16 protein-coding genes, 1 tRNA gene and 1 other annotated feature are annotated in these 20229 nt (G+C 42.6%); of the genes, 3 read left to right on the plus strand and 14 right to left on the minus strand.

Features of this window, described 5'->3' with window-relative positions; translation table 11 throughout:
• Positions 1-128: 128 nt before the first annotated feature.
• The 11 genes from lonB to ilvB all read right to left on the minus strand — a co-directional run bounded on the left by lonB (position 129) and on the right by ilvB (position 14130).
• On the minus strand, positions 129-1787 hold the full coding sequence (gene lonB / locus BFW96_RS13305; RefSeq protein WP_040082257.1) for an ATP-dependent protease LonB: 1659 nt from the start codon (positions 1785-1787) through the stop codon (positions 129-131).
• Positions 1788-1937: 150 nt separating this feature from the next.
• Complete coding sequence (clpX, locus tag BFW96_RS13310) at positions 1938-3200, minus strand: ATP-dependent protease ATP-binding subunit ClpX (RefSeq protein ID WP_003229613.1); 1263 nt, start codon at positions 3198-3200, stop codon at positions 1938-1940.
• A gap of 272 nt (positions 3201-3472) precedes the next feature.
• Complete coding sequence (tig, locus tag BFW96_RS13315) at positions 3473-4747, minus strand: trigger factor (protein WP_014480469.1); 1275 nt, start codon at positions 4745-4747, stop codon at positions 3473-3475.
• 227 nt (positions 4748-4974) lie between these two features.
• On the minus strand, positions 4975-5979 hold the full coding sequence (gene ddcA / locus BFW96_RS13320) for a DNA damage checkpoint antagonist DdcA (RefSeq protein WP_069839665.1): 1005 nt from the start codon (positions 5977-5979) through the stop codon (positions 4975-4977).
• A gap of 118 nt (positions 5980-6097) precedes the next feature.
• Positions 6098-6697, minus strand: coding sequence for a 3-isopropylmalate dehydratase small subunit (gene leuD, locus BFW96_RS13325; RefSeq protein WP_014664869.1), 600 nt, complete (start codon positions 6695-6697; stop codon positions 6098-6100).
• A gap of 12 nt (positions 6698-6709) precedes the next feature.
• On the minus strand, positions 6710-8128 hold the full coding sequence (gene leuC, locus BFW96_RS13330) for a 3-isopropylmalate dehydratase large subunit (protein WP_040082254.1): 1419 nt from the start codon (positions 8126-8128) through the stop codon (positions 6710-6712).
• A 49-nt stretch (positions 8129-8177) separates the two neighbouring features.
• Complete coding sequence (gene leuB, locus BFW96_RS13335; protein WP_014664871.1) at positions 8178-9275, minus strand: 3-isopropylmalate dehydrogenase; 1098 nt, start codon at positions 9273-9275, stop codon at positions 8178-8180.
• A gap of 20 nt (positions 9276-9295) precedes the next feature.
• Positions 9296-10852 carry a 2-isopropylmalate synthase gene (locus BFW96_RS13340; RefSeq protein ID WP_040082253.1) on the minus strand — a complete coding sequence of 519 codons (1557 nt, stop codon included), beginning with the start codon at positions 10850-10852 and terminating at the stop codon, positions 9296-9298.
• A complete protein-coding gene (ilvC, locus tag BFW96_RS13345; RefSeq protein WP_003222549.1) occupies positions 10839-11867 on the minus strand; it encodes a ketol-acid reductoisomerase in 1029 nt (342 codons plus the stop codon). The genes BFW96_RS13340 and ilvC overlap by 14 nt, the downstream gene beginning before the upstream one ends.
• Positions 11868-11890: 23 nt before the next feature.
• On the minus strand, positions 11891-12409 hold the full coding sequence (gene ilvN / locus BFW96_RS13350; RefSeq protein WP_069150004.1) for an acetolactate synthase small subunit: 519 nt from the start codon (positions 12407-12409) through the stop codon (positions 11891-11893).
• Complete coding sequence (ilvB, locus tag BFW96_RS13355) at positions 12406-14130, minus strand: acetolactate synthase large subunit (RefSeq protein WP_069839666.1); 1725 nt, start codon at positions 14128-14130, stop codon at positions 12406-12408. The genes ilvN and ilvB overlap by 4 nt, the downstream gene beginning before the upstream one ends.
• Before the next feature lie 121 nt (positions 14131-14251).
• Positions 14252-14496 (minus strand) — a binding site (T-box leader).
• Positions 14497-14942: 446 nt separating this feature from the next.
• Between ilvB and cotQ the strand changes: the two genes are divergently transcribed.
• The 3 genes from cotQ to BFW96_RS13375 all read left to right on the plus strand — a co-directional run bounded on the left by cotQ (position 14943) and on the right by BFW96_RS13375 (position 16900).
• On the plus strand, positions 14943-15278 hold the full coding sequence (gene cotQ, locus BFW96_RS13360) for an inner spore coat protein CotQ (RefSeq protein WP_069839667.1): 336 nt from the start codon (positions 14943-14945) through the stop codon (positions 15276-15278).
• A gap of 164 nt (positions 15279-15442) precedes the next feature.
• Complete coding sequence (locus BFW96_RS13365) at positions 15443-15904, plus strand: GNAT family N-acetyltransferase (protein ID WP_040082248.1); 462 nt, start codon at positions 15443-15445, stop codon at positions 15902-15904.
• 168 nt (positions 15905-16072) lie between these two features.
• A complete protein-coding gene (locus tag BFW96_RS13375) occupies positions 16073-16900 on the plus strand; it encodes a YsnF/AvaK domain-containing protein (RefSeq protein ID WP_040082247.1) in 828 nt (275 codons plus the stop codon).
• A 59-nt stretch (positions 16901-16959) separates the two neighbouring features.
• On the opposite strand, the gene BFW96_RS13380 is transcribed toward BFW96_RS13375, so the two are convergent.
• The 3 genes from BFW96_RS13380 to BFW96_RS13390 all read right to left on the minus strand — a co-directional run bounded on the left by BFW96_RS13380 (position 16960) and on the right by BFW96_RS13390 (position 20106).
• Positions 16960-17032 (minus strand) — tRNA-Arg (locus tag BFW96_RS13380).
• A 243-nt stretch (positions 17033-17275) separates the two neighbouring features.
• On the minus strand, positions 17276-18679 hold the full coding sequence (locus BFW96_RS13385) for a restriction endonuclease subunit S (RefSeq protein WP_069839668.1): 1404 nt from the start codon (positions 18677-18679) through the stop codon (positions 17276-17278).
• Positions 18676-20106 carry a class I SAM-dependent DNA methyltransferase gene (locus tag BFW96_RS13390; RefSeq protein ID WP_069839669.1) on the minus strand — a complete coding sequence of 477 codons (1431 nt, stop codon included), beginning with the start codon at positions 20104-20106 and terminating at the stop codon, positions 18676-18678. Before BFW96_RS13390 ends, BFW96_RS13385 begins: the two co-directional genes overlap by 4 nt.
• Positions 20107-20229: the final 123 nt, after the last annotated feature.

Consider the following 20229-nt stretch of genomic DNA (forward strand, 5'->3'; position numbering starts at 1 on the left):
ATCCTTGTACAATAAACGGCATGGTTCCATTTTCTATAAAGCAGTCTCCTCGTAGTATACCCTTTCTTTCTGATATGAAAAAGGAAAAGATGTCCTTCATGAAAAAAACCCTATTATAAAAATAGGGTTTAAACGGATTCTTTATTAATTTCAATATGGAACGGTTTTTGTTCCGTTGGCGGATTCACTAAAATTTCATCAAGCACTTCTTGGAACGTCTTCACTGCAATAATCTCGATTTCGTCAATCTGCTTTAAGATCGCCTGCTGATTTTCATGTGGGATAATCACCTTTTTCGCACCGGACTGCTTGGCCGCTTTTATTTTCGGTATAACGCCTCCGATAGGTTTCACAAGGCCGTTCAAGCTGATTTCGCCTGTCATCGCAACGGTATTGTCAATAGGAATTTTATGTATCGCCGAGAAAATCCCCGCCGCCATCGCGATGCCCGCTGACGGCCCATCAATCGGAACCCCTCCTGGGAAATTGATGTGAATATCATAATCAGACGGCTTCATTCCCATTGTCCGGAGCACGGTTAACACATTTTCAACCGAACCCTTCGCCATGCTTTTTCGCCTGATTGATTTTGATTGGCTGCCGATGCTTTCTTCTTCAGCAATTCCTGTGATATTAATTGATCCTTTATCTTGAGCCGCGGTTACACTTACTTCGATTTCCAGAAGCGACCCGCTGTTAGGCCCATAGACTGCAAGTCCATTTACAATGCCGACCTGCGGTTCAACACCGATTTTTTGCTCATGCTTCGGTGTAAGCTGACTAGAGTGGATGACCCATTCAATATCCTCAATGGTAATGTCTTTCCGATTCTCCGTAACAGCCATCCCCGCTGCGATTTGAATCATATTGACAGCTTCCCGTCCGTTCCTCGTATAGCTGGTCAGCAGATCGAGGCCTTCTTCAGAGATATTTTTTTCAATTTTATCCGCTGCTGTTTTGGCAACAGTTTTCAGTTCGTCCTTTTCAAGCTCGCGGAAAAAAACCTCCAAACAGCGGGACCTGATAGCTGGCGGAATTTCGTTTGGCATTCTTGTGGTTGCGCCAATCAGGCGAAAATCAGCCGGCAGCCCATTTTGAAAAATATCATGAATGTGATTCGGAATTTGTGTATTTTCCTCACTGTAATACGCACTGTCTAAAAAGACTTTTCTGTCCTCAAGCACCTTCAGCATTTTATTCATTTGAATCGGATGCAGCTCCCCTATTTCATCAATAAACAGCACACCGCCATGGGCATGAGTAACAGCCCCCTGCTTCGGCTGCGGTATCCCAGCCTGCCCCATTGCTCCGGCCCCTTGGTATATCGGGTCATGGACAGAGCCGATGAGCGGATCGGCAATTCCTCTTTCATCAAAACGGGCTGTTGTCGCATCGAGTTCCACAAAAACAGCTTGCTCTTTAAACGGTGATTGTTTATGTTTTTTTGCTTCTTCCAACACAAGCCGCGCAGCAGCCGTTTTTCCAACTCCCGGCGGTCCATAGACAATGACATGCTGAGGATTCGGTCCGCACAAAGCCGCCTTTAATGCTTTAATACCGTCTTCCTGTCCGACAATATCTTGAAAGCTTTTGGGGCGGACCTTCTCAGATAATGGCTCGGACAAGCTGATAGCGCGCATTTTCCGAAGCTGCTCCATTTCCTTCTTTGATTCTTTATCTATTGTGACCTTTTGTGTCCTTTGATTTTTAAGCAAATTCCAAAAATACAAACCAATGATGATCCCAAAAAACAGCTGAATAAATAACGCGATCCCTGTCCAACTCATGGTGGTCCCTCCTGAAAAACAATTTATGTATCCAATTCATTCCTCTGATTGCTAGTATCTCCCATAGGAGGCGGGAATAAACGTTTTTCCGGAAGAGTTTACATGCAAAAAACCTCCTGAATAATTCATTCAGGAGGTTTGTGTTTATCTTTATGCAGATGTTTTATCTTGGCTAACCTCAGTGCCGTCTTTTAATAAGAGGCGAGGAGGCTCTCCGTGTGTCACAGTTGCCCCGGTAATCACACATTTTTCAATGTCATCACGAGAAGGCAGTTCAAACATCACATCAAGCATGATGCCTTCAATGATAGAACGGAGTCCGCGTGCGCCAGTCTTGCGTTCAATCGCTTTTTTAGCGATTTCAGAAAGCGCTTCTTCTTCAAATTCAAGCTCAACATTGTCAAGCTCAAGCATTTTCTTGAATTGCTTAACAAGAGCGTTTTTCGGTTTTGTTAAGATCGCAACCAAAGCTTCTTCGTCCAGCTTTTCAAGGCTTGCAATAACCGGAAGACGTCCGATAAACTCAGGAATTAACCCGAAGCGGAGCAAATCTTCAGGAAGCACTTTTGAAAGAAGATCTTCTTTCTCAAGATCAGCAGCTTTGTTGTCAGCACCGAATCCAATCACTTTTTGGCCTAAACGGCGTTTGATGATTTGTTCGATACCATCGAAAGCTCCGCCGCAAATGAACAAAATATTTGTTGTGTCAATTTGAATGAATTCTTGATGAGGATGCTTACGTCCTCCTTGAGGCGGCACACTCGCCACTGTACCCTCAAGAATTTTAAGCAATGCCTGCTGTACGCCCTCACCTGACACGTCACGTGTGATAGACGGGTTTTCAGATTTTCTAGCCACTTTATCGATTTCATCAATATAGATAATGCCTTTTTCGGCTTTTTCCACATCATAATCAGCAGCTTGAATGAGTTTCAAGAGAATATTCTCTACATCCTCACCCACGTATCCAGCTTCAGTCAAAGATGTAGCATCTGCAATCGCAAACGGCACATTTAAAATGCGAGCCAACGTTTGCGCCAGAAGGGTTTTACCGCTTCCTGTAGGCCCGATTAATGAAATATTACTTTTTGAAAGCTCAACATCATCGACTTTGCTGTTGGAGTTAATGCGCTTATAGTGGTTATACACAGCAACAGCAAGTGATTTCTTCGCTTGATCTTGGCCGATGACATATTCATTCAAGATTTCACGAATTTCCTGAGGCTTTGGTACGTCTTTAAATTCTACTTCTTCTTCTGTTCCGAGTTCTTCCTCTACAATTTCAGTGCAGAGTTCGATACATTCGTCACATATATATACACCAGGCCCAGCTACAAGCTTACGAACCTGATCTTGTGTTTTTCCACAGAACGAGCATTTCAATTGTCCTTTTTCCTCGTTAAATTTAAACATTCTTTCACCCCTTAATCTTGTCTCACTTTTTCTTTTACCGGCAGAGCAAAAGAAAATGATTCTTGAAACGAAACGAGTATGTATTGCATTTTACCATACTTTCCAAAAAGACGGTAACAATGTGTTTCTGACTTGCACATTCTATATGTATGACAAAAAACTGCCCTGCATTAACTATCTTGCCCCAAGAAAAAGAGATAACTCATAATTGTACAAAACAAGGCACGAATGATTCGCGCCCTGTTTTATTATTACTATTATTATGCACCATATTAACGGTTTTCTACAAGAAAATCAATTGCTTTGCGAACTTTTAAATCTTCTTTCATCGCGTCAGTAGAACCGATGGCTTGTTTAATATTTTCAACAGGCATGTTGTATGCTTCAGCCATTTTAGTAAGCTCAGCATCAACTTCCTCATCTGATACTTCAAGGTTTTCCGCTTTCGCAATCGCCTCAAGAGTCAGGTTAGATTTTACGCGTTTTTCAGCATCTTCTTTCATTTGCTCTTTTAACGCAGCTTCATCTTGGCCTGAGAATTGAGTGTAAAGCTCAAGGTTCATGCCTTGCATTTGCAGACGCTGTTCGAATTCTTTCAGCATGCGGTCAAGCTCAGTGTCAACCATTGCTTGCGGCACATCGATTTCAGCATTTTCAGAAGCTTTCAGAACAAGCTCTTCACGCAATTTAGCGTCAGCTTCGTTTTCTTTCGCTTCTTCTAAACGTTTCTTAGTTTTTTCAGTTAATTCAGCGAGTGTTTCCACTTCTTCATCGATATCTTTAGCGAATTCATCGTCAAGCTCAGGAAGCTCTTTCGCTTTGATTTCGTGAATTTTCACTTTGAACACAGCTGGTTTGCCTGCAAGATCTTCAGCATGGTACTCTTCAGGGAATGTCACTTCAACATCCTTCTCCGCACCTGCTTCAAGGCCGACTAATTGATCTTCGAAGCCAGGGATGAATGAACCAGAACCTACTTCTAGAGAGTAGTTTTCAGCTTTTCCGCCTTCGAATGCTTCGCCGTCAACGAATCCTTCGAAATCAAGAACAACTGTGTTTCCTTCTTCAACAGCGCCTTCTTCTTTTACAACAAGCTCAGCTTGACGCTCTTGAAGCGCTTTTAGTTCGTTTTGAACATCTTCGTCAGTTACAGTTGTATCGTCTTTTTCAATGCCTAAGCCTTTGTAGTCGCCAAGCTTCACTTCAGGTTTTACTGTTACTTTCGCAGTGAAGATTAAGCTTTCGCCTTTTTCGATTTTCTCAACATCGATTTCAGGACGGTCTACAGGCTCGATTCCAGCTTCTTCAACCGCTTTAGGGTATTCTACAGGAAGAAGAATATCCAAAGCATCTTGGTAAAGAGCTTCTACGCCAAAGCGCTGTTCGAATAATCCGCGAGGAATTTTACCTTTACGGAATCCAGGAATTGAAACTTGTTTTACTACTTTTTTAAATGCATCATCAAGTGCTGTTTTAAACGTTTCAGCATCAACTTCAACCGTTAAAACGCCTTCGTTGCCTTCTTGTTTTTCCCATTTTACAGACATGTGTTTCCCTCCAAAAATCTATTCAGGTTGTGTCGGTCTTCCATTCTAAAGCAATCATTCGGCTTCGTCCAACAAAAACAAAGCTGCCAAAGATCAGAGTCATTATGTATAGATGTTAATAATGAACTGCAAAGCCTGTCCAACCGTATTTCTTATAACCCGTTATACACAAATACAACCACTATATTATAACATAACACATAGCGCTTTCAACTATATGGCGTGATTTACAAATAAGAAATTTCTTCAATATCTTTTATCATTGTGCAAGCTTCATCGAGTTCTCTGTCGGTAAATTCATACATCATATGAAGTTCTTCTCTTTCAATTTCAATCCCGTGCATCTCGTAACCGACTTTATGCAGGGCAGCCGCCCAAAGATCAGCCGACAGCAATTTCGGCTGGAACGGATATAAAACGTATAGATGTCTTCTCCACAATTCTTCTACGGCCGCATACAAGGTTGGATTTTCATTTCCAAGTGTCTCATCCAGCACCCTGAGAACACGGTGCAGAATCGGAGCGGCATCAGGCGGGACAATCTCAGACGGTTCAATTGTCAACGACTCGCCAAATTTACTAATGTGCACAGGTTTACTGTACTCATGCTCGGCCAACAGCATAACAATCATCGTTTTGATAATCGGGTGGGCTGAGGGGTCTTGAAGGATTGTTTTGAGCAATCCTGTATACTTTGCTACGTTACGGTCTTTTAAGGAATGAATGAGATTCATTTGCTCCTCAGGGCTTGCCAGCACTTTCTCGGTGTCAATTGTATCCTCGTATTCTTCAGCCCAAGCCTCGTCCTCTCGATCCGGATCGGTCATTTTCCGGCTGAAATCAAGCAGCTTGTAAAATTGCTCGGCGCTTTCTGCCGGCAGCTGATTTTCTTCCAAAACGGCTTCAATAGTGCTTTTGACTTCTTCGTATTTTTTGAGCTGAATTAAGATGGTCATGTACACCTGCAAAACCGTAAAATAATGGCCATAACCTTCTTTGAGCATCTTCTCGCACACACTTTTTGCCTCTTCCAGCTCGCCCAGCTCTAAAAAGCAGATCGCCTTCCCTAAGTGAAGATCAGATTCAGTATCATCATATTTCATTGCTTCTGAAAACAGCTCAAGCGCCTCTTGATACTTTTTTTCCTTGAGTGATGACATCCCTTTTTCCACGAGGCGGTCTTTCAGATGAGGAAAAGGAATAATTTTTGCGTTTTTCTTGTCATGCGTCATACCTATATTCCTTTCAGGCATTTATTTTGTTCAAGTGTATCAACACCTGTGAACAAACACAAGAAATGAAAGGTTTCACCAGGCAAAAAAAGCCGCCGGACAAAGACCGGCCGCTTCTTCAGGCTTGAAGCCAAGAGCTTCTTTTCGATTCAAATAGCTTGATTTCATCTTCAAGCAGCAGCGTTAATGAAATTTCATCATAGCCGTTGATGAGCATCTCTTTCCAATGCGGATCAACTTCAAATGAAATTTGATTGCCTTCACTGTCATGAATCAGCTGATTTTCAAGGTCAACAGTCATTTGCAATGACTGGTTTTCATACTGGCTGACTAGCTGTTTCCAATTGTCATATGGCATGCGGATTGGAAGCATCCCGTTTTTAAAGCAGTTCTGATGGAAAATATCAGCAAATGACGGCGCAATGATAATTTTAAACCCATAATCATCAAGCGCCCACGGAGCGTGTTCGCGCGATGATCCACAGCCGAAGTTTTCTCCTGCTATTAAAATGGAAGCTCCTTGATAAACAGGCTGGTTTAATTCAAATTCAGGGTTCGGTTCACCATTCGCATCATATCTCCAGTCAAAAAATGCAAAACGCCCATAGCCTGTTCTTTCAATCCGCTTCAAAAATTGTTTAGGAATAATCTGGTCAGTATCAACATTGATCCGATTTAATACGGCCGCTTTCCCCGTATGTGATTTCAAAGGTTCCATCTCGCGCACTCCTTACACAACTGTTTTTTCCTGATAAAACTTTCTGACATCAACGAAGTGTCCGTGAATGGCAGCCATCGCAGCCATTGCCGGGCTGACGAGATGTGTTCTTGCACCTTTTCCTTGTCTGCCCTCAAAGTTGCGGTTAGAGGTTGACGCACAGCGCTCTCCCTCAGGAACAACATCATTATTCATACTCAAACACATGCTGCAGCCTGACTCTCTCCACTCAAATCCAGCTTCCAAGAAAACCTGGTCAAGCCCTTCTTGTTCAGCCTGAAGCTTCACACTTTGGGAGCCTGGCACGACGATGGCTCTAACGCTGTCAGCTACCTTCTTCCCTTTGATCATATCAGCAGCCTGACGAAGGTCAGTCATGCGGGAATTTGTGCAGGAACCGATAAATACGTGCTCCACTTTAATGTCTTCGATTTTCTGATGGGGAGTCAGCCCCATATATTCATAAGCTCTAATCGCCTCTTTTTTGTCATCTTCTGCAGAAAAGCTTTCCGGCGCTGGAACTTCAGAATCGACAGGAAGAACCATTCCCGGGTTAATGCCCCATGTCACCATAGGAGAAATGTCGTTGCCGTCAAGGACGATAGATTTATCGTAAACAGCGCCCGGGTCTGTGCGCAGCGCTTTCCATTCCTCTACAGCCTTGTCAAATTCTTCGCCTTTTGGCGTGTACTTGCGGTTTTTGCAATATTCAAACGTTACCTCGTCCGGTGCAATCAAACCTGCTCTTGCTCCTGCTTCAATTGACATGTTGCAAACGGTCATTCGTTCATCCATCGTCATATTTCTGAATACTTCCCCAGTGTATTCAATGACGTAGCCAGTGCCGAATTTCACACCGTATTTACCGATGACAGCAAGAATGACATCCTTTGCCGTTACCCCTTTTTGAAGCGTTCCATCTACACGCACTTCAAGTGTTTTCGGACGCTGCTGCCAAAGAGTCTGTGTGGAAAGGACATGTTCAACTTCACTTGTCCCGATTCCAAATGCAAGAGCGCCGAAAGCGCCATGTGTCGATGTATGACTGTCGCCGCACACGATCGTTTTCCCTGGAAGCGTTAAGCCCAGTTCAGGGCCGACGACATGGACAATCCCTTGATCCACACTGTGAAGATCGGCAAGGCGCACGCCAAATTCTTCACAGTTTCTTTCAAGCGCCGTTACTTGGCGTTTCGCAACTTCATCCTTTATCTCAAAACGATTGACGGTCGGGATGTTATGGTCCATTGTCGCAAATGTGTTTTGGGGTCTTCTGACCTTTCTTCCCTTTTGTCTCAAACCTTCAAATGCCTGAGGTGACGTCACCTCATGAATGAGATGCAAATCAATATAGAGAAGATCGGGTTTTCCCTCACCATGTTTTACAATATGCTGATCCCAAATCTTTTCGATGATTGTTCGAGGCATCATCTTTATTTCCTCCCTCTACCTATGAACTAAGACCGCTTATCGTAAGCTGTCACACATTAGAAATTGTATTTTCACTCATGATTGCTGCCTTAACTTCCTCCGTAATGGCCTGAGTGCTGCTGAACTCTTCACCCCGTGCCAAGTCTCTTGTTCTTTTTCCGGAAGCCAAGACTTTGTTTACCGCATCTTCTACAGCTTTCGCTTCCTCTTCAAGCCCGAAAGATGTTCTCAAAAGCATTGCCGCTGACAATATGGCCGCGAATGGATTTGCCATCCCTTTGCCGGCAATATCAGGCGCGGAGCCATGAACAGGCTCAAACAGATGAAGACCTGAGCTTGATAGGCTGGCTGACGGGAGCATTCCGAGTGAGCCTGTAAGCATCGACGCTTCATCGCTTAAAATGTCACCAAACATATTTTCAGTCACCACGACATCAAATTGATTCGGTGCATAAATCAGCTGCATGGCTGCATTATCCACAAGCATGTGCTCCAGCTTTACATCAGGAAAATCTTTTGCAACGTCCTCGGCCACTTCACGCCACAGTCTGCTTGATTCTAGAACGTTTGCTTTATCAACAGAGGTTACTTTTCCTTTTCTGGCTGCTGCCATTTTAAAGCCCTCTCTGATCACGCGTTCAATTTCCGTCCGCTTATAAAACAGGGTGTCTACTGCTTCCTGCTCACCTTCAGTGTTTACATAGCGTTTGCTCGGCTGGCCGAAATACAAGCCGCCTGTCAGCTCTCGGACGATAACAAAATCAACATGATCGATGTATTCTTTTTTCAAAGGGGAAGCGTCAGAAAGGCTTTCAAACACCTTCACTGGACGTAAATTCGCAAACAAATCAAGCTGTTTTCTGATGCTGAGCAGCCCTTTTTCCGGTCTCAGCTCCGAAGGGTTTTGATCCCATTTCGGTCCGCCGACAGCGCCAAGCAATATCGCATCTGCATTTTTACAAGCGGCAACGGTTTCCTCTGGGAGGGGGTTGTTATGTTTGTCAATCGCCGCCCCTCCAATCAGGCCATATTCAAATTCAAATTCATGGTTAAAGCGTTCGGCAACACTTTTCAGTACGTCTGTCGCTGATTCTAATACTTCAGGGCCGATCCCGTCTCCGGGCAATAGAGCAATACGTTTCTTCAAATTAACCGTTCTCCTTTCTTTTATGATCCGACAGCTGTGTGGTTTTTAAGTCCGCTCATATTCGACTCGAAAACCAATTGACGGTTTACTGCGTTCAAATAGGCTTTCGCTGATGCTTCTAATACGTCTTGCGCTATGCCCCGCCCTGCTGATTCTTTTCCGTTCACCAAAACTCTTACATACACCTGGGCAAATGCATCTTCGCCTTTTCTGTTAGACTGAATGCGGTAGTCTAAGAGCTCCACGTCTTTATCGATGCAGCGCTCAAGCGTGTTGTAGATTGCTTCCACACTTCCGGCCCCAGTTGCAGCTTCCTGAATAAGCTCTGCGTTTTCTTGATTTTTCAAAGAAAGAGTAGCCGTAGGGACCTGACTAGTTCCGTAATGTACTTGCAGAGAAAGAAATTCATACCCAATCTTGCGATCTGTTACTTTTTCTTCTAAAATAAGAGAAACAAGATCCTCATCAGTGATTTCTTTTTTCTTCTCAGTCAACTCTTTAAACATCGTAAAGAATTTATTAATCTCTTCACTGTCAAATTGGAATCCTAAAGCAGTCAACCGGTCTTTAAATGCGTGGCGTCCAGAATGTTTACCTAGGACAAGCGCATCTGCGGTTACACCGACAAGCTCCGGCGAAATAATTTCATAAGTTGATTTCTCTTTTAAAAAGCCGTCCTGATGGATGCCTGATTCATGAGCAAATGCATTATCGCCCACAACTGCTTTATTGCGCGGGACAGCCATGCCGGTCAGCTTGCTTACTAAATCGCTTGTTCTCTTAATCTCGTTCAATGTAATACCTGTTTCAACTTGGTAGAAATCTTTTCTGATATGAAGGGCAACGGCAATTTCCTCTAATGCCGCGTTTCCGGCTCTTTCACCGATCCCGTTCACAGCGCATTCAATTTGATCAGCGCCATTTTCAATCGCAGCAAGAGAGTTAGCAACTGCCATTCCCAAATCATCATGACAATGAGCTGAAAGCTTTGCTTTGTGAATGTTCGGAACGTTTTCCTTCATATATTTAAAGATATTTCCGTATTCCGCTGGAGCCAGGTAGCCGACAGTGTCTGGAAGATTGATAACACTGGCGCCTGCGTCAATCACTTTCTCGACGATTTCTGCCAGAAACGGCAGCTCAGTACGGCAGGCATCTTCAGCTGACCATTGCACAACCGGAAAACGTTCTTTTGCGTATGTCACCATTTCAACTGCTCTTTCAATGACTTGCTCCCGTGTCATTTTCAGCTTGTGTTTCAAATGAATGTCCGATGTGGCGATAAAAACATGAATTCTCGGGTAAGCACCATCCTTTAACGCTTCCCAAGCAGCATCAATATCACCTTTTACACAACGGGCCAGACCAGTCACTGAACAATTTTTAATGGTTCTAGCGATTTCCTGAACAGCTAAAAAGTCACCTCGGGACGAAGCGGGAAATCCCGCTTCAATGATATCTGCCCCGAGTCTTTCGAGCTGCTTAGCTATGGCAAGTTTCTCCTGTGTATTCAAGTTCACTCCAGGGGACTGTTCACCATCACGAAGCGTCGTATCGAAAAAATTAATTTTGCGCAACGGAGACCACCGCTTCCTTCTTCTTGCCTTGTTTCACAAACGGCATCATTTCACGAAGCTTTCTTCCCACTACTTCGATTTGATGTTCGTTCTCGCTCGCATTGATAGCGTTGAAACGAGGACGGTTTACTTGGTTTTCGACGATCCATTCTTTTGCGAATGTACCGTTTTGGATATCTTTTAATACTTCTTTCATCGATTCTTTTACTTTAGCATCCACAACGCGAGGGCCTGATACGAAATCTCCCCACTGTGCTGTGTCAGAAATTGAATATCTCATTCCTGCAAGTCCTTCTTCGTACATAAGGTCTACGATTAATTTCAGCTCATGAAGACACTCGAAGTATGCAAGTTCAGGCTGATAACCTGCTTCAGTTAATGTTTCAAATCCTGCTTTGACAAGCGCGCTTAATCCGCCGCAAAGAACCGCCTGCTCACCGAACAAATCTGTTTCTGTTTCTTCCTTAAATGTCGTTTCTAATACGCCCGCTCTTGCGCCGCCGATTCCTTTTGCATATGCGAGAGCTTTGTCTCTTGCTTCTCCAGTCACATCTTGATAGATTGCGAACAATGCAGGTACGCCGGCTCCTTGCTCATATGTTCTTCTGACCAAGTGTCCCGGACCTTTAGGCGCTACCAAGAATACATCAACATCCGCCGGAGGAACAATTTGATGGAAATGCACGTTAAATCCGTGAGCAAATACTAATGATTTTCCTGCTGTCAATTCATCTTTGATTTCAGCTTCGTATACTTTTTGCTGCTGTTCATCAGGAAGCAGAACCATGATGATTTCAGCTTGGGCTGCCGCTTCTTTTACTGAAAATACTTTATGTCCGTCTTCTTGGGCCTGCGTGAAAGATTTTCCTTGTCTAACACCGACGATCACGTCTACTCCGCTTTCTTTAAGGTTCAAGGCATGTGCGTGGCCTTGCGAACCGTATCCGATAACCGCTACTGTTTTGCCTGCCAATACGTTCTCTTTGATATCACCGTTATAATATACTTTTACCATTTCAATCTCTCCCTTGTTATGTTTTATACAATAGATATTGTTTTATTGGATGACGCCTTTTGCTGGGTACCCCTCGCAAAAGCCGTTGTACCTGTTCTCGCGATTTCTTTAATGCCATAAGGTTTCAACAATTCAATAAGCGCTTCAACTTTGTTAGATTCGCCTGTCACCTGAACAACGATGCTGTCTCTGCTGACATCGACGACAGAAGCTCTGAACGGTTCTATGATTCCATTAATCTCTGTTCTCGTTGAAGGTGCGGAGACGACCTTTATTAAGGCCAGCTCCCTCTGGACAATCGATTGATTTGTGATGTCTGTGACTTTCAGAACATCAATCTGTTTGTTGAGCTGTTTTGTTAACTGTTCAACATCATTTTCTCCTTCAACATGAACGACAAAGGTGATTCTGGAAACGCCTGCTGTTTCTGTGTGTCCAACTGTAATGCTTTCAATGTTGTAATGCCTTTTTGTAAATAGACCGGTGATCCGGTTTAACACACCTGAGCGGTTCACCACAGTCAATGTGATAATTCTTTTCAAGGTTTCACCCCCACCATTTCATGCAGCCCTTTTCCCGGAGCCACCATCGGGAATACTTTTTCTTCGCTGGCAACCCGCACATCAATGACAACAGGTTCTCTTGACGTTAATGCCTCTTCCAGCTTTTCCTTCGCTTCCGCCTCTGATGAAATTCTGATGCCTTTAATGCCGTATGCTTCGGACAATTTGACGAAGTCAGGCTGAGATGCGAATTTAGATTCTGAATAGCGTTCTTCATAGAAAATTTCCTGCCACTGTCTGACCATTCCGAGACAAGCGTTATTTAAAATCACTACCTTGACTGGAAGATTTAATTCGCGAATGACATCGAGTTCTTGAAGCGTCATTTGGAAACCGCCGTCTCCGACAACCGCGACGACAGTGGCATCTTTATCAGCCAGCTGTGCACCGATCGCCGCCGGAAGGCCGAATCCCATCGTTCCAAGTCCGCCTGACGTGACCCATTTATCTGCTTTTTGGAACGGATAAAATTGCGCTGACCACATTTGATGCTGGCCTACATCCGTGGCGACAATGGCTTCTCCTTTTGTAAATTGATGAATATATTCAATCAATTTCTGAGGTTTAAAACCCTCTTCTTCATTCTCTTCATACCAAAGCGGGTACTCTTCTTTCCATTCGGCGAGCTGTTTTTTCCATTCGCTTGAATCACTTGGTTTGCCATCTTGTTTGATCAGCTCCTGCAGGACAATTTTGCTGTCTCCCACTACAGGAATCTGTGTTTTCATGATTTTTCCGATTTCAGCTGGATCAATATCGATGTGGGCAATCTTTGCGTTTCTGGCAAAGTGTTTCAGGTTTCCTGTGACACGATCATCAAAACGGGCGCCGATGCTGATTAAAAGATCACAATCATGAAGAGCCATATTGGCTGTATACGTACCGTGCATTCCCGCCATCCCCAGGAAAAGCGGATGGTCAGCCGGGAAGCCTCCGAGCCCCAAAAGGGTGTGCGCCACAGGGATTTGCTGCTGTTCGACATAATTTTTTAATTCTTCTGATGCTTTTCCGTGCAGTACGCCCGCACCCGCCAGGATCACCGGTTTCTTCGCACTGCTCACGGCTTCTACTAGCTTGCGGATCTGCAAGTAATTCGGCTCTGTTGTCGGCTGGTATCCCGGGAGGTTCATCTCATGATCGTAGCTGAATTCTCCTTCAATAGTTGCTACATCTTTCGGAATATCGATCAATACTGGGCCGGGTCTTCCAGTTGTTGCAATATGGAACGCTTCTTTAATGATGCGCGGCAGATCTTCCGGCTGGCGAACCTGGTAGCTGTGTTTTGTCACCGGCATCGTAATCCCTAGAATGTCTGCTTCCTGAAATGCATCACTCCCGATAACAGAGGTTGCCACCTGCCCTGTAAAGACAACTAACGGCAATGAATCAATCATGGCATCAGCAAGGCCTGTAACAAGGTTTGTCGCTCCCGGTCCTGATGTGGCGATGACGACACCCGGTTTTCCAGTGACTCTTGCGTATCCTTCCGCTGCATGAATCGCGCCTTGTTCGTGACGGGGTAGGATATGTACCAACCCTGAATTGTATAGCTTATCGTAAATCGGAAGCACAGCCCCGCCCGGATAACCGAAAATCATTTCTACTTTCTCTTTTTTTAATGATTCAATCAGCATTAATGCTCCGCTCATCGTCTGTGTACATTTGGCAGATGCTGAATCCACCTGTACATTAGTCCTCATTTTAGTTCCTCCTTTTGGATTTTCATCCTTTAAAGATCATCTTTTCATTAGCTAGATAGCTGATTATTCAATAAAAAAAGCCCTTCCACCCACAATCAGCCGCGCAGTAACTGCGATAGCTAAAAGGGGCGAAAAGGCTTTTCTTTCCGCGGTACCACCCTTGTTTACGGCCTTAGTCGGCCGTCTCATGGATATTTCTATCCGCTTTAGTAACGAGTGAATCAAATTCACCCGGCCAAGTCCTACTGTCATTTCAGACTGGCACTCTGAGGCGAGTTCACCTTGTAAAGCTTCGCCGGTTCTCAGCTAACCCGGTTCTCTGTGGAAAGCTTTATCAAGGCTACTTATCCTCATCTGCGCTTTTCATATTCAGCCTTCAGAACGGCTTGTAAGCTGTTCAATAAGGTCGATTGTTTTTCATTTTTTCAGAATCATATTGCGATCATTTTCGCTTGTGAAGCTTGCGTTATCTTTTGTTGAACTCATATTACGCCGCTTTGGACGCAGTGTCAACAGCATTTTTTAAAATTATTAGACAATTTTGATTAATCAATCTATATTGTATACGCTTTCATTATTGGTACAAAAGGAATTGCAAATGTTAAAAGTTTTTATAATTTTTTTATTAATCTATCAAGGATACACCAGAATAATTCATTTTTACATAAACGTGTAAGATTTTATAACACGCTATGATTCGTGTAGGAATTGAGTCTGACAGATCATCTTGCAAACCCATTTCATTTCGGATAGGCACTCCCCTTGTTCCCTCGGCATACATTAATGGTATCTTGCAAAGAAAAGGTGATACGATGAATAAATCATTTGCAGACATGCAAGGATTTCCTTCGGGCTTTCCAAGCTTCCCCAGCTTTCCGCAGCAGCATTATCCTGCTACCCCTGCCTTTTACCAGCAAAGCCAGCAGCCATTTGGAGGCTACGGATACGGACAGCCGTTCAGCCAGGCATACAGCCCGTTGACCACTCCCTCTGCTATGTACTCCTCTTATCCATACACTTCAGATTTTTTCGGGCAGCAATTTTCAGGCACTGGCTTCAGCGGCCATAGCGGCGGGTTCAGTATTCCGGCGACACATGTCGGCGGTTTTAGCGGAACAGCCGGTGTGCATGGAGGCTTTAGATATTAAAGAAGACTGCAAGGGCCGAACAACGATTTCGGCCTCTTTTTGCTTTCAAACATCTTTTGCAACTCATATATTTCAAAGGGGCTTCAATACTGTCAGGTTTTCTGTCTTTATAGTTGGAAACAGGATGAAATATGATTAAGATCAAAGTTTGAGGAGGAATAAAATTGCATATAAAAATAGACGATTTAACTGGACGTCAGGTGGTCTCACTTGTGAATGAACATTTACATAGCATGACGCTTATGTCCCCGCCAGAAAGCACTCATGCCTTAGGTTTAGAGAAACTAAGAGAGCCTGAAATAACATTTTGGAGCGCTTGGGAGGGTGATGAACTCGCCGGCTGCGGAGCGCTAAAAGAACTGGACAGCCGGCATGGAGAAATCAAATCAATGCGAACATCTGCATCACATTTAAGAAAAGGCGTTGCCAAACAAGTTCTCCAGCACATCATTGAAGAGGCCGAGAAGCGAGGTTATGAGCGACTAAGTTTAGAAACGGGTTCAATGGCTTCATTTGAGCCAGCAAGAAAATTGTATGAAAGCTTCGGTTTCCAGTATTGCGAACCGTTTGCAGACTATGTTGAAGATCTAAACAGTGTGTTTATGACAAAGGAGCTGCAACTATGAAGATAGATAAGACAGAGGAAAGTCTGTCTTATCTATTTTTTTGTATTTACACACTTTTCACCCTTTTGATACCCGCCCAATGTTTTCAATTTTGTTTAATTCAAAGAACAGCGGGAATTACAAACGACATGAACGATATCATGCAAATTCATGAAGGAGGAGATTGATATGAAAAGCATAGTTGGTGTATTCGAAACTCCGCAGGAAACCATCGCAGCGATTGAAGGGTTACTCACAAAAGGCTATGATTCTGATGACATTTCTGTTGTGACAAGCCGGCGAGATACAGATTATTTGGAGTCACGTACAGGAACAGAGGTCAATCAAGCCATCGATGCACATCAGGGCGAATCTGAATCTTTTTTCGATAAACTGAAAGATTATTTCACAATGGATGATACTGCTGCACACAGCAAAGCATTATCCGATTTGGATATTAGAACGGATGAAATAGACAAGTATCAAGAAGATTTGGATGACGGAAAACTTCTGGTAGCCGTCGATACAGATGCAGATGTAAATGCTCCTATGGATAACGGCAATGCCCTTTCAGGCGGCTTTTCAAGCACAAATGAAATGGCGGATTATACAACGAAAGAAGAAAAAACGATGCCGCTCCGGGAAGAACAGCTGAAAGTCGATAAGGAAGACGTTCAAACCGGCGAAGTAGAGATAGGAAAAGAAGTGAAAACAGAAAAAAGAGATATGGACATCCCGGTGAGACACGATGAAATTTATGTCGAACGCCGGCCAGTGGATGAAAATAAAGCGGATGCTTCTCCCGTCAACGATTCGGAAGAGATCAGAGTGCCAATCGTTGAGGAAAAGCTGGAAGTGACTAAAAAACCGGTTGTCACTGATGAAGTGGTTGTCGGTAAACGCACTGTTGAAGAAAATGAACATATTTCTGAAACTGTGAAAAAAGAAGAACCTCGTCTGAATAAAGAAGGAAAAGTTGACGGCTTGGATGATGATGATCCGTTAAATAATAAATAAAAATCATAGACCGACAACAAAAAACCTCAAATCCTAAATGGATTTGAGGTTTTTCATTTTGGTACGTCCCAGGAGAGATTCGAACTCCCGACCGACGGCTTAGAAGGCCGTTGCTCTATCCAGCTTTAACGCTTGCAGTATCTAGTTTTTTCACGGACAGGTACAACGGTCATCTTTCGAACTTTGACCGTTATCACTCTTTTCATTATAACTCATAATTGTACAATTAGACAGTTGAAAATTGGAAGATGATTAAAGAAGGAAACCTTTAGTAAGATATACAGAATAATCTTAGAAATGTATCTCATCCGACAGTTGGCATTATCTCAATAATATATAAAAAGACACCCGATTTATTCGGATGCCTAGCTATAGCTATTGCACTTGTTCCTGCAATACTTCTTTTAATAATTCAATAGCATTTTCTTCTCTGGGATCATTTGTTCCAAGTTCACCTCGGAAGGCTTTAGAAAGGATAGACTGTTTAATGATTGCTAAATTATCTGTTAAAGTTTCAACTAATTCCTGCTCTACTTCAAATTTTTTTAAAAGATTGGCTACTTTCTCAGCAATTCGTTTTTGTTCGCTTAAAGGTGGAAGTCCTATACTAAAATCCTCAATAAGTTCCTTCCTTACACCAGTTTGACCTGCAGTTCTATGTGATTCTCTGATAACAGGGTTTTGAATAAAAGGTGCTTGTAACAAATAATACAAGAAGTCATTATCCATCAATTCTTTAATAGGGGTTGCTTTCATTAAAGCAACGTTATAAGCACCACTCAGTCCTCTTAAGATTTGAAATACTGGTGGACCATATCTACCAATCATGACGTCATTTTCACCAAAAGTTCTTTTTGCAAGCTCTTTAGGTATATATGTCTTGTATTTATCTGACTTAAAGTCCCTTATTTGAACTAACCTAATATAATCATCAAGCCGTTCCCCTTTAAAAACTGACTTTGGGGGTTGGCTACCACCTTGGAATTTGGCTACATTTCCTAATTTTACATAAACCCAATTCTTTGGTAAGTCATTTTCTGTTGAAACCAATACTTTGTCTTTGCCTAATAAATTTATTATGCTTTCTTCATTCTCAACATTTGTACCTAACTCCCCACGAAACGCTTTATCCAGAATAGCCGCCCTCTGCAACTCAACCGTTTCCTTCGCTTCCTCAATCAACATCTTTGCTTCTTCAATTTTTGCTAAAAGTCGCTCCACTTTCTCAGCAATCCGTTTTTGTTCGTTAATAGGAGGAAAGTAAAGAGGGGCATTCCTTAATACATTTAAAGGAACGAACTTTTGTGTACTCCCCTTCTCATTATTTTTTAAATGATTCATATATGTCGGTGATTGTAAATAGTAGTAGAAATACTTACTATCTAATTTCTGAATGTTTGGTTTAAACAATGCTACATTCTTAATACTAAATTCTTGAGAAATCTGTTCAATTAAAACTGGATTACCAATTGTTCCAATCATTGCGAATAATATGTCATTTACTTCAACGTTTGACCGTTTTGCTATTTCAAGATGAGATTCTTCACTTATAAACTTAGCTGTTGTGAAATCAAGCTTCCCATTTTTTAAGTTTTTTGATGTAATTAATGGAATGCCTTCTTCTTGATAAGCAGGAGTATCATGCGTTCCATCTCTTACATCTACAACAGTATTTGTCTTCACTACCGCCCAATTATTAGGGGCTTCAAATGGTTGTCCTTCTTCTGATACTACTACTTCTTCTAATAATTCCTCGATGGCCTTCTTTTTCTTACTCATTTTCTGACCACCTCATCTTCTTCAACAGCACGTAACTCCTCGACTACTTCATTTAATAAATCCACTGCTTGTTGAAGTTTCGCAATCGCTTCTTCTGCCGATTCAATTGGGTCTGGTAAGTTGTCGTATGAAGATAGTGATTCATCTGAAATCAATCCGATATCTAAACTATCACCTTTTTTTGCAATTTCTTCTCGTGTAAACACATTCCAACGCTCATCTTCTACTTTAGAACGGTCTTCTGCTACATAGGCCTTCATGAAGTTTTCAAAATGAGCCATTGTTAGCTGATTGCGCTTTCCAAACGAAGACATATTTGTGCGAAGGTCGTATACCCAAACATCTTTCGTATTATCTTGGTCAGTTGTTCCTCTTGTAAAGAATAAGACATTTGTTTTAACGCCCTGTGCATAAAATATACCCGGTGGTAAACGTAAAATGGTGTGTAAATTACATTTGTTCATTAAATCACGACGAATTTGCGAACCAATACCACTTTCAAACAACACATTATCGGGCAATACAACCGCTGCCCGTGCTTGTCCATCATCTTTTAAAGCGTTATAAATCAACTGCAAGAAATTCAACTGCTTATTTGATGTTTCAAACGTTAAATCATCACGGGATACACGTTCTCCACCTTTTTTTGTTCCAAACGGAGGATTTGTTAAAATAACATCAAAGTTCTTCATCCATTTCCCATTCCCCGATAAAGAATCCCCTTGTTCCAAACGCCCTTCCATGTTATGAAGTAAAGCGTTCATTAATGCAAGACGATGTGTGTCTTTTACAAGTTCCATTCCTGTAAAGGCTTCTTTCTTTTGGAATTCAGCTTCTTGCGGGTCGAGGTCAAAATAGTCATCTGTTTTATTTTTTAAATATTGGTCTGCCGCAATCATGAAACCAAATGTTCCACAGGCAGGGTCATTGCATCGCTCTCCCACTTTCGGGTCAATAAGGTGTACCATTACATCAATTAGTACACGAGGTGTGAAATATTGTCCCGCTCCCGATTTCTTTTCACTTGCGTTCTTCTCCAATAAACCCTCATAAAGATTCCCAAGTCCTTCTTCTTTCGCATTGTACCAATCAAGAGCATCAATCGATTTGATGATTTTCTCTAGGTTTTTTGGCTCGGCAATACTTGTAGAAGCATCACTATAAATGAGACGTAACCGCTCATTGTCACTGCTTCCTAAATCAAGCAACAATCGCTGGTAAAACGTCTTTAATTCTAGACCTTCTTTGTCTAACAAGTCATCCCAACGGTAGCCCTCTGGAATTACACCTTCTGTTTCCTGCTCTTTCATCATTTTTAAAAACAGTAAATAAGTTAACTCCGTTACATACTGCTGATAAGTAATTCCGTCATCCCGTAACACATTACACAGATTCCATAGTTTTTGAACGATTTCTTGGTTGTTCATGTATTAACCTCCTGCTAATTACACTTATATTTTCATTCAGGGTTCCTCGTTTGAACCCCGCTAAAGCGAAAATTAAAGCCAATCTAACTTGTCTATTATAACTTAAAAAATGCCCCTATGAAG

This window comes from Bacillus sp. F56, from assembly GCF_001748205.1.
Lineage (GTDB): Bacteria > Bacillota > Bacilli > Bacillales > Bacillaceae > Bacillus > Bacillus stercoris.

Coding starts and splice junctions, on each gene's coding strand:
- ilvC (WP_003222549.1), bottom strand. CDS start 11,867: ATGGTAAAAGTATATTATAACGGTGATATCAAAGAGAACGTATTGGCA.
- clpX (WP_003229613.1), bottom strand. CDS start 3,200: ATGTTTAAATTTAACGAGGAAAAAGGACAATTGAAATGCTCGTTCTGT.
- BFW96_RS13385 (WP_069839668.1), bottom strand. CDS start 18,679: ATGAGTAAGAAAAAGAAGGCCATCGAGGAATTATTAGAAGAAGTAGTA.
- BFW96_RS13375 (WP_040082247.1), top strand. CDS start 16,073: ATGAAAAGCATAGTTGGTGTATTCGAAACTCCGCAGGAAACCATCGCA.
- leuC (WP_040082254.1), bottom strand. CDS start 8,128: ATGATGCCTCGAACAATCATCGAAAAGATTTGGGATCAGCATATTGTA.
- leuD (WP_014664869.1), bottom strand. CDS start 6,697: ATGGAACCTTTGAAATCACATACGGGGAAAGCGGCCGTATTAAATCGG.
- tig (WP_014480469.1), bottom strand. CDS start 4,747: ATGTCTGTAAAATGGGAAAAACAAGAAGGCAACGAAGGCGTTTTAACG.
- cotQ (WP_069839667.1), top strand. CDS start 14,943: ATGAATAAATCATTTGCAGACATGCAAGGATTTCCTTCGGGCTTTCCA.
- ilvB (WP_069839666.1), bottom strand. CDS start 14,130: ATGAGGACTAATGTACAGGTGGATTCAGCATCTGCCAAATGTACACAG.
- lonB (WP_040082257.1), bottom strand. CDS start 1,787: ATGAGTTGGACAGGGATCGCGTTATTTATTCAGCTGTTTTTTGGGATC.
- BFW96_RS13390 (WP_069839669.1), bottom strand. CDS start 20,106: ATGAACAACCAAGAAATCGTTCAAAAACTATGGAATCTGTGTAATGTG.
- ddcA (WP_069839665.1), bottom strand. CDS start 5,979: ATGACGCATGACAAGAAAAACGCAAAAATTATTCCTTTTCCTCATCTG.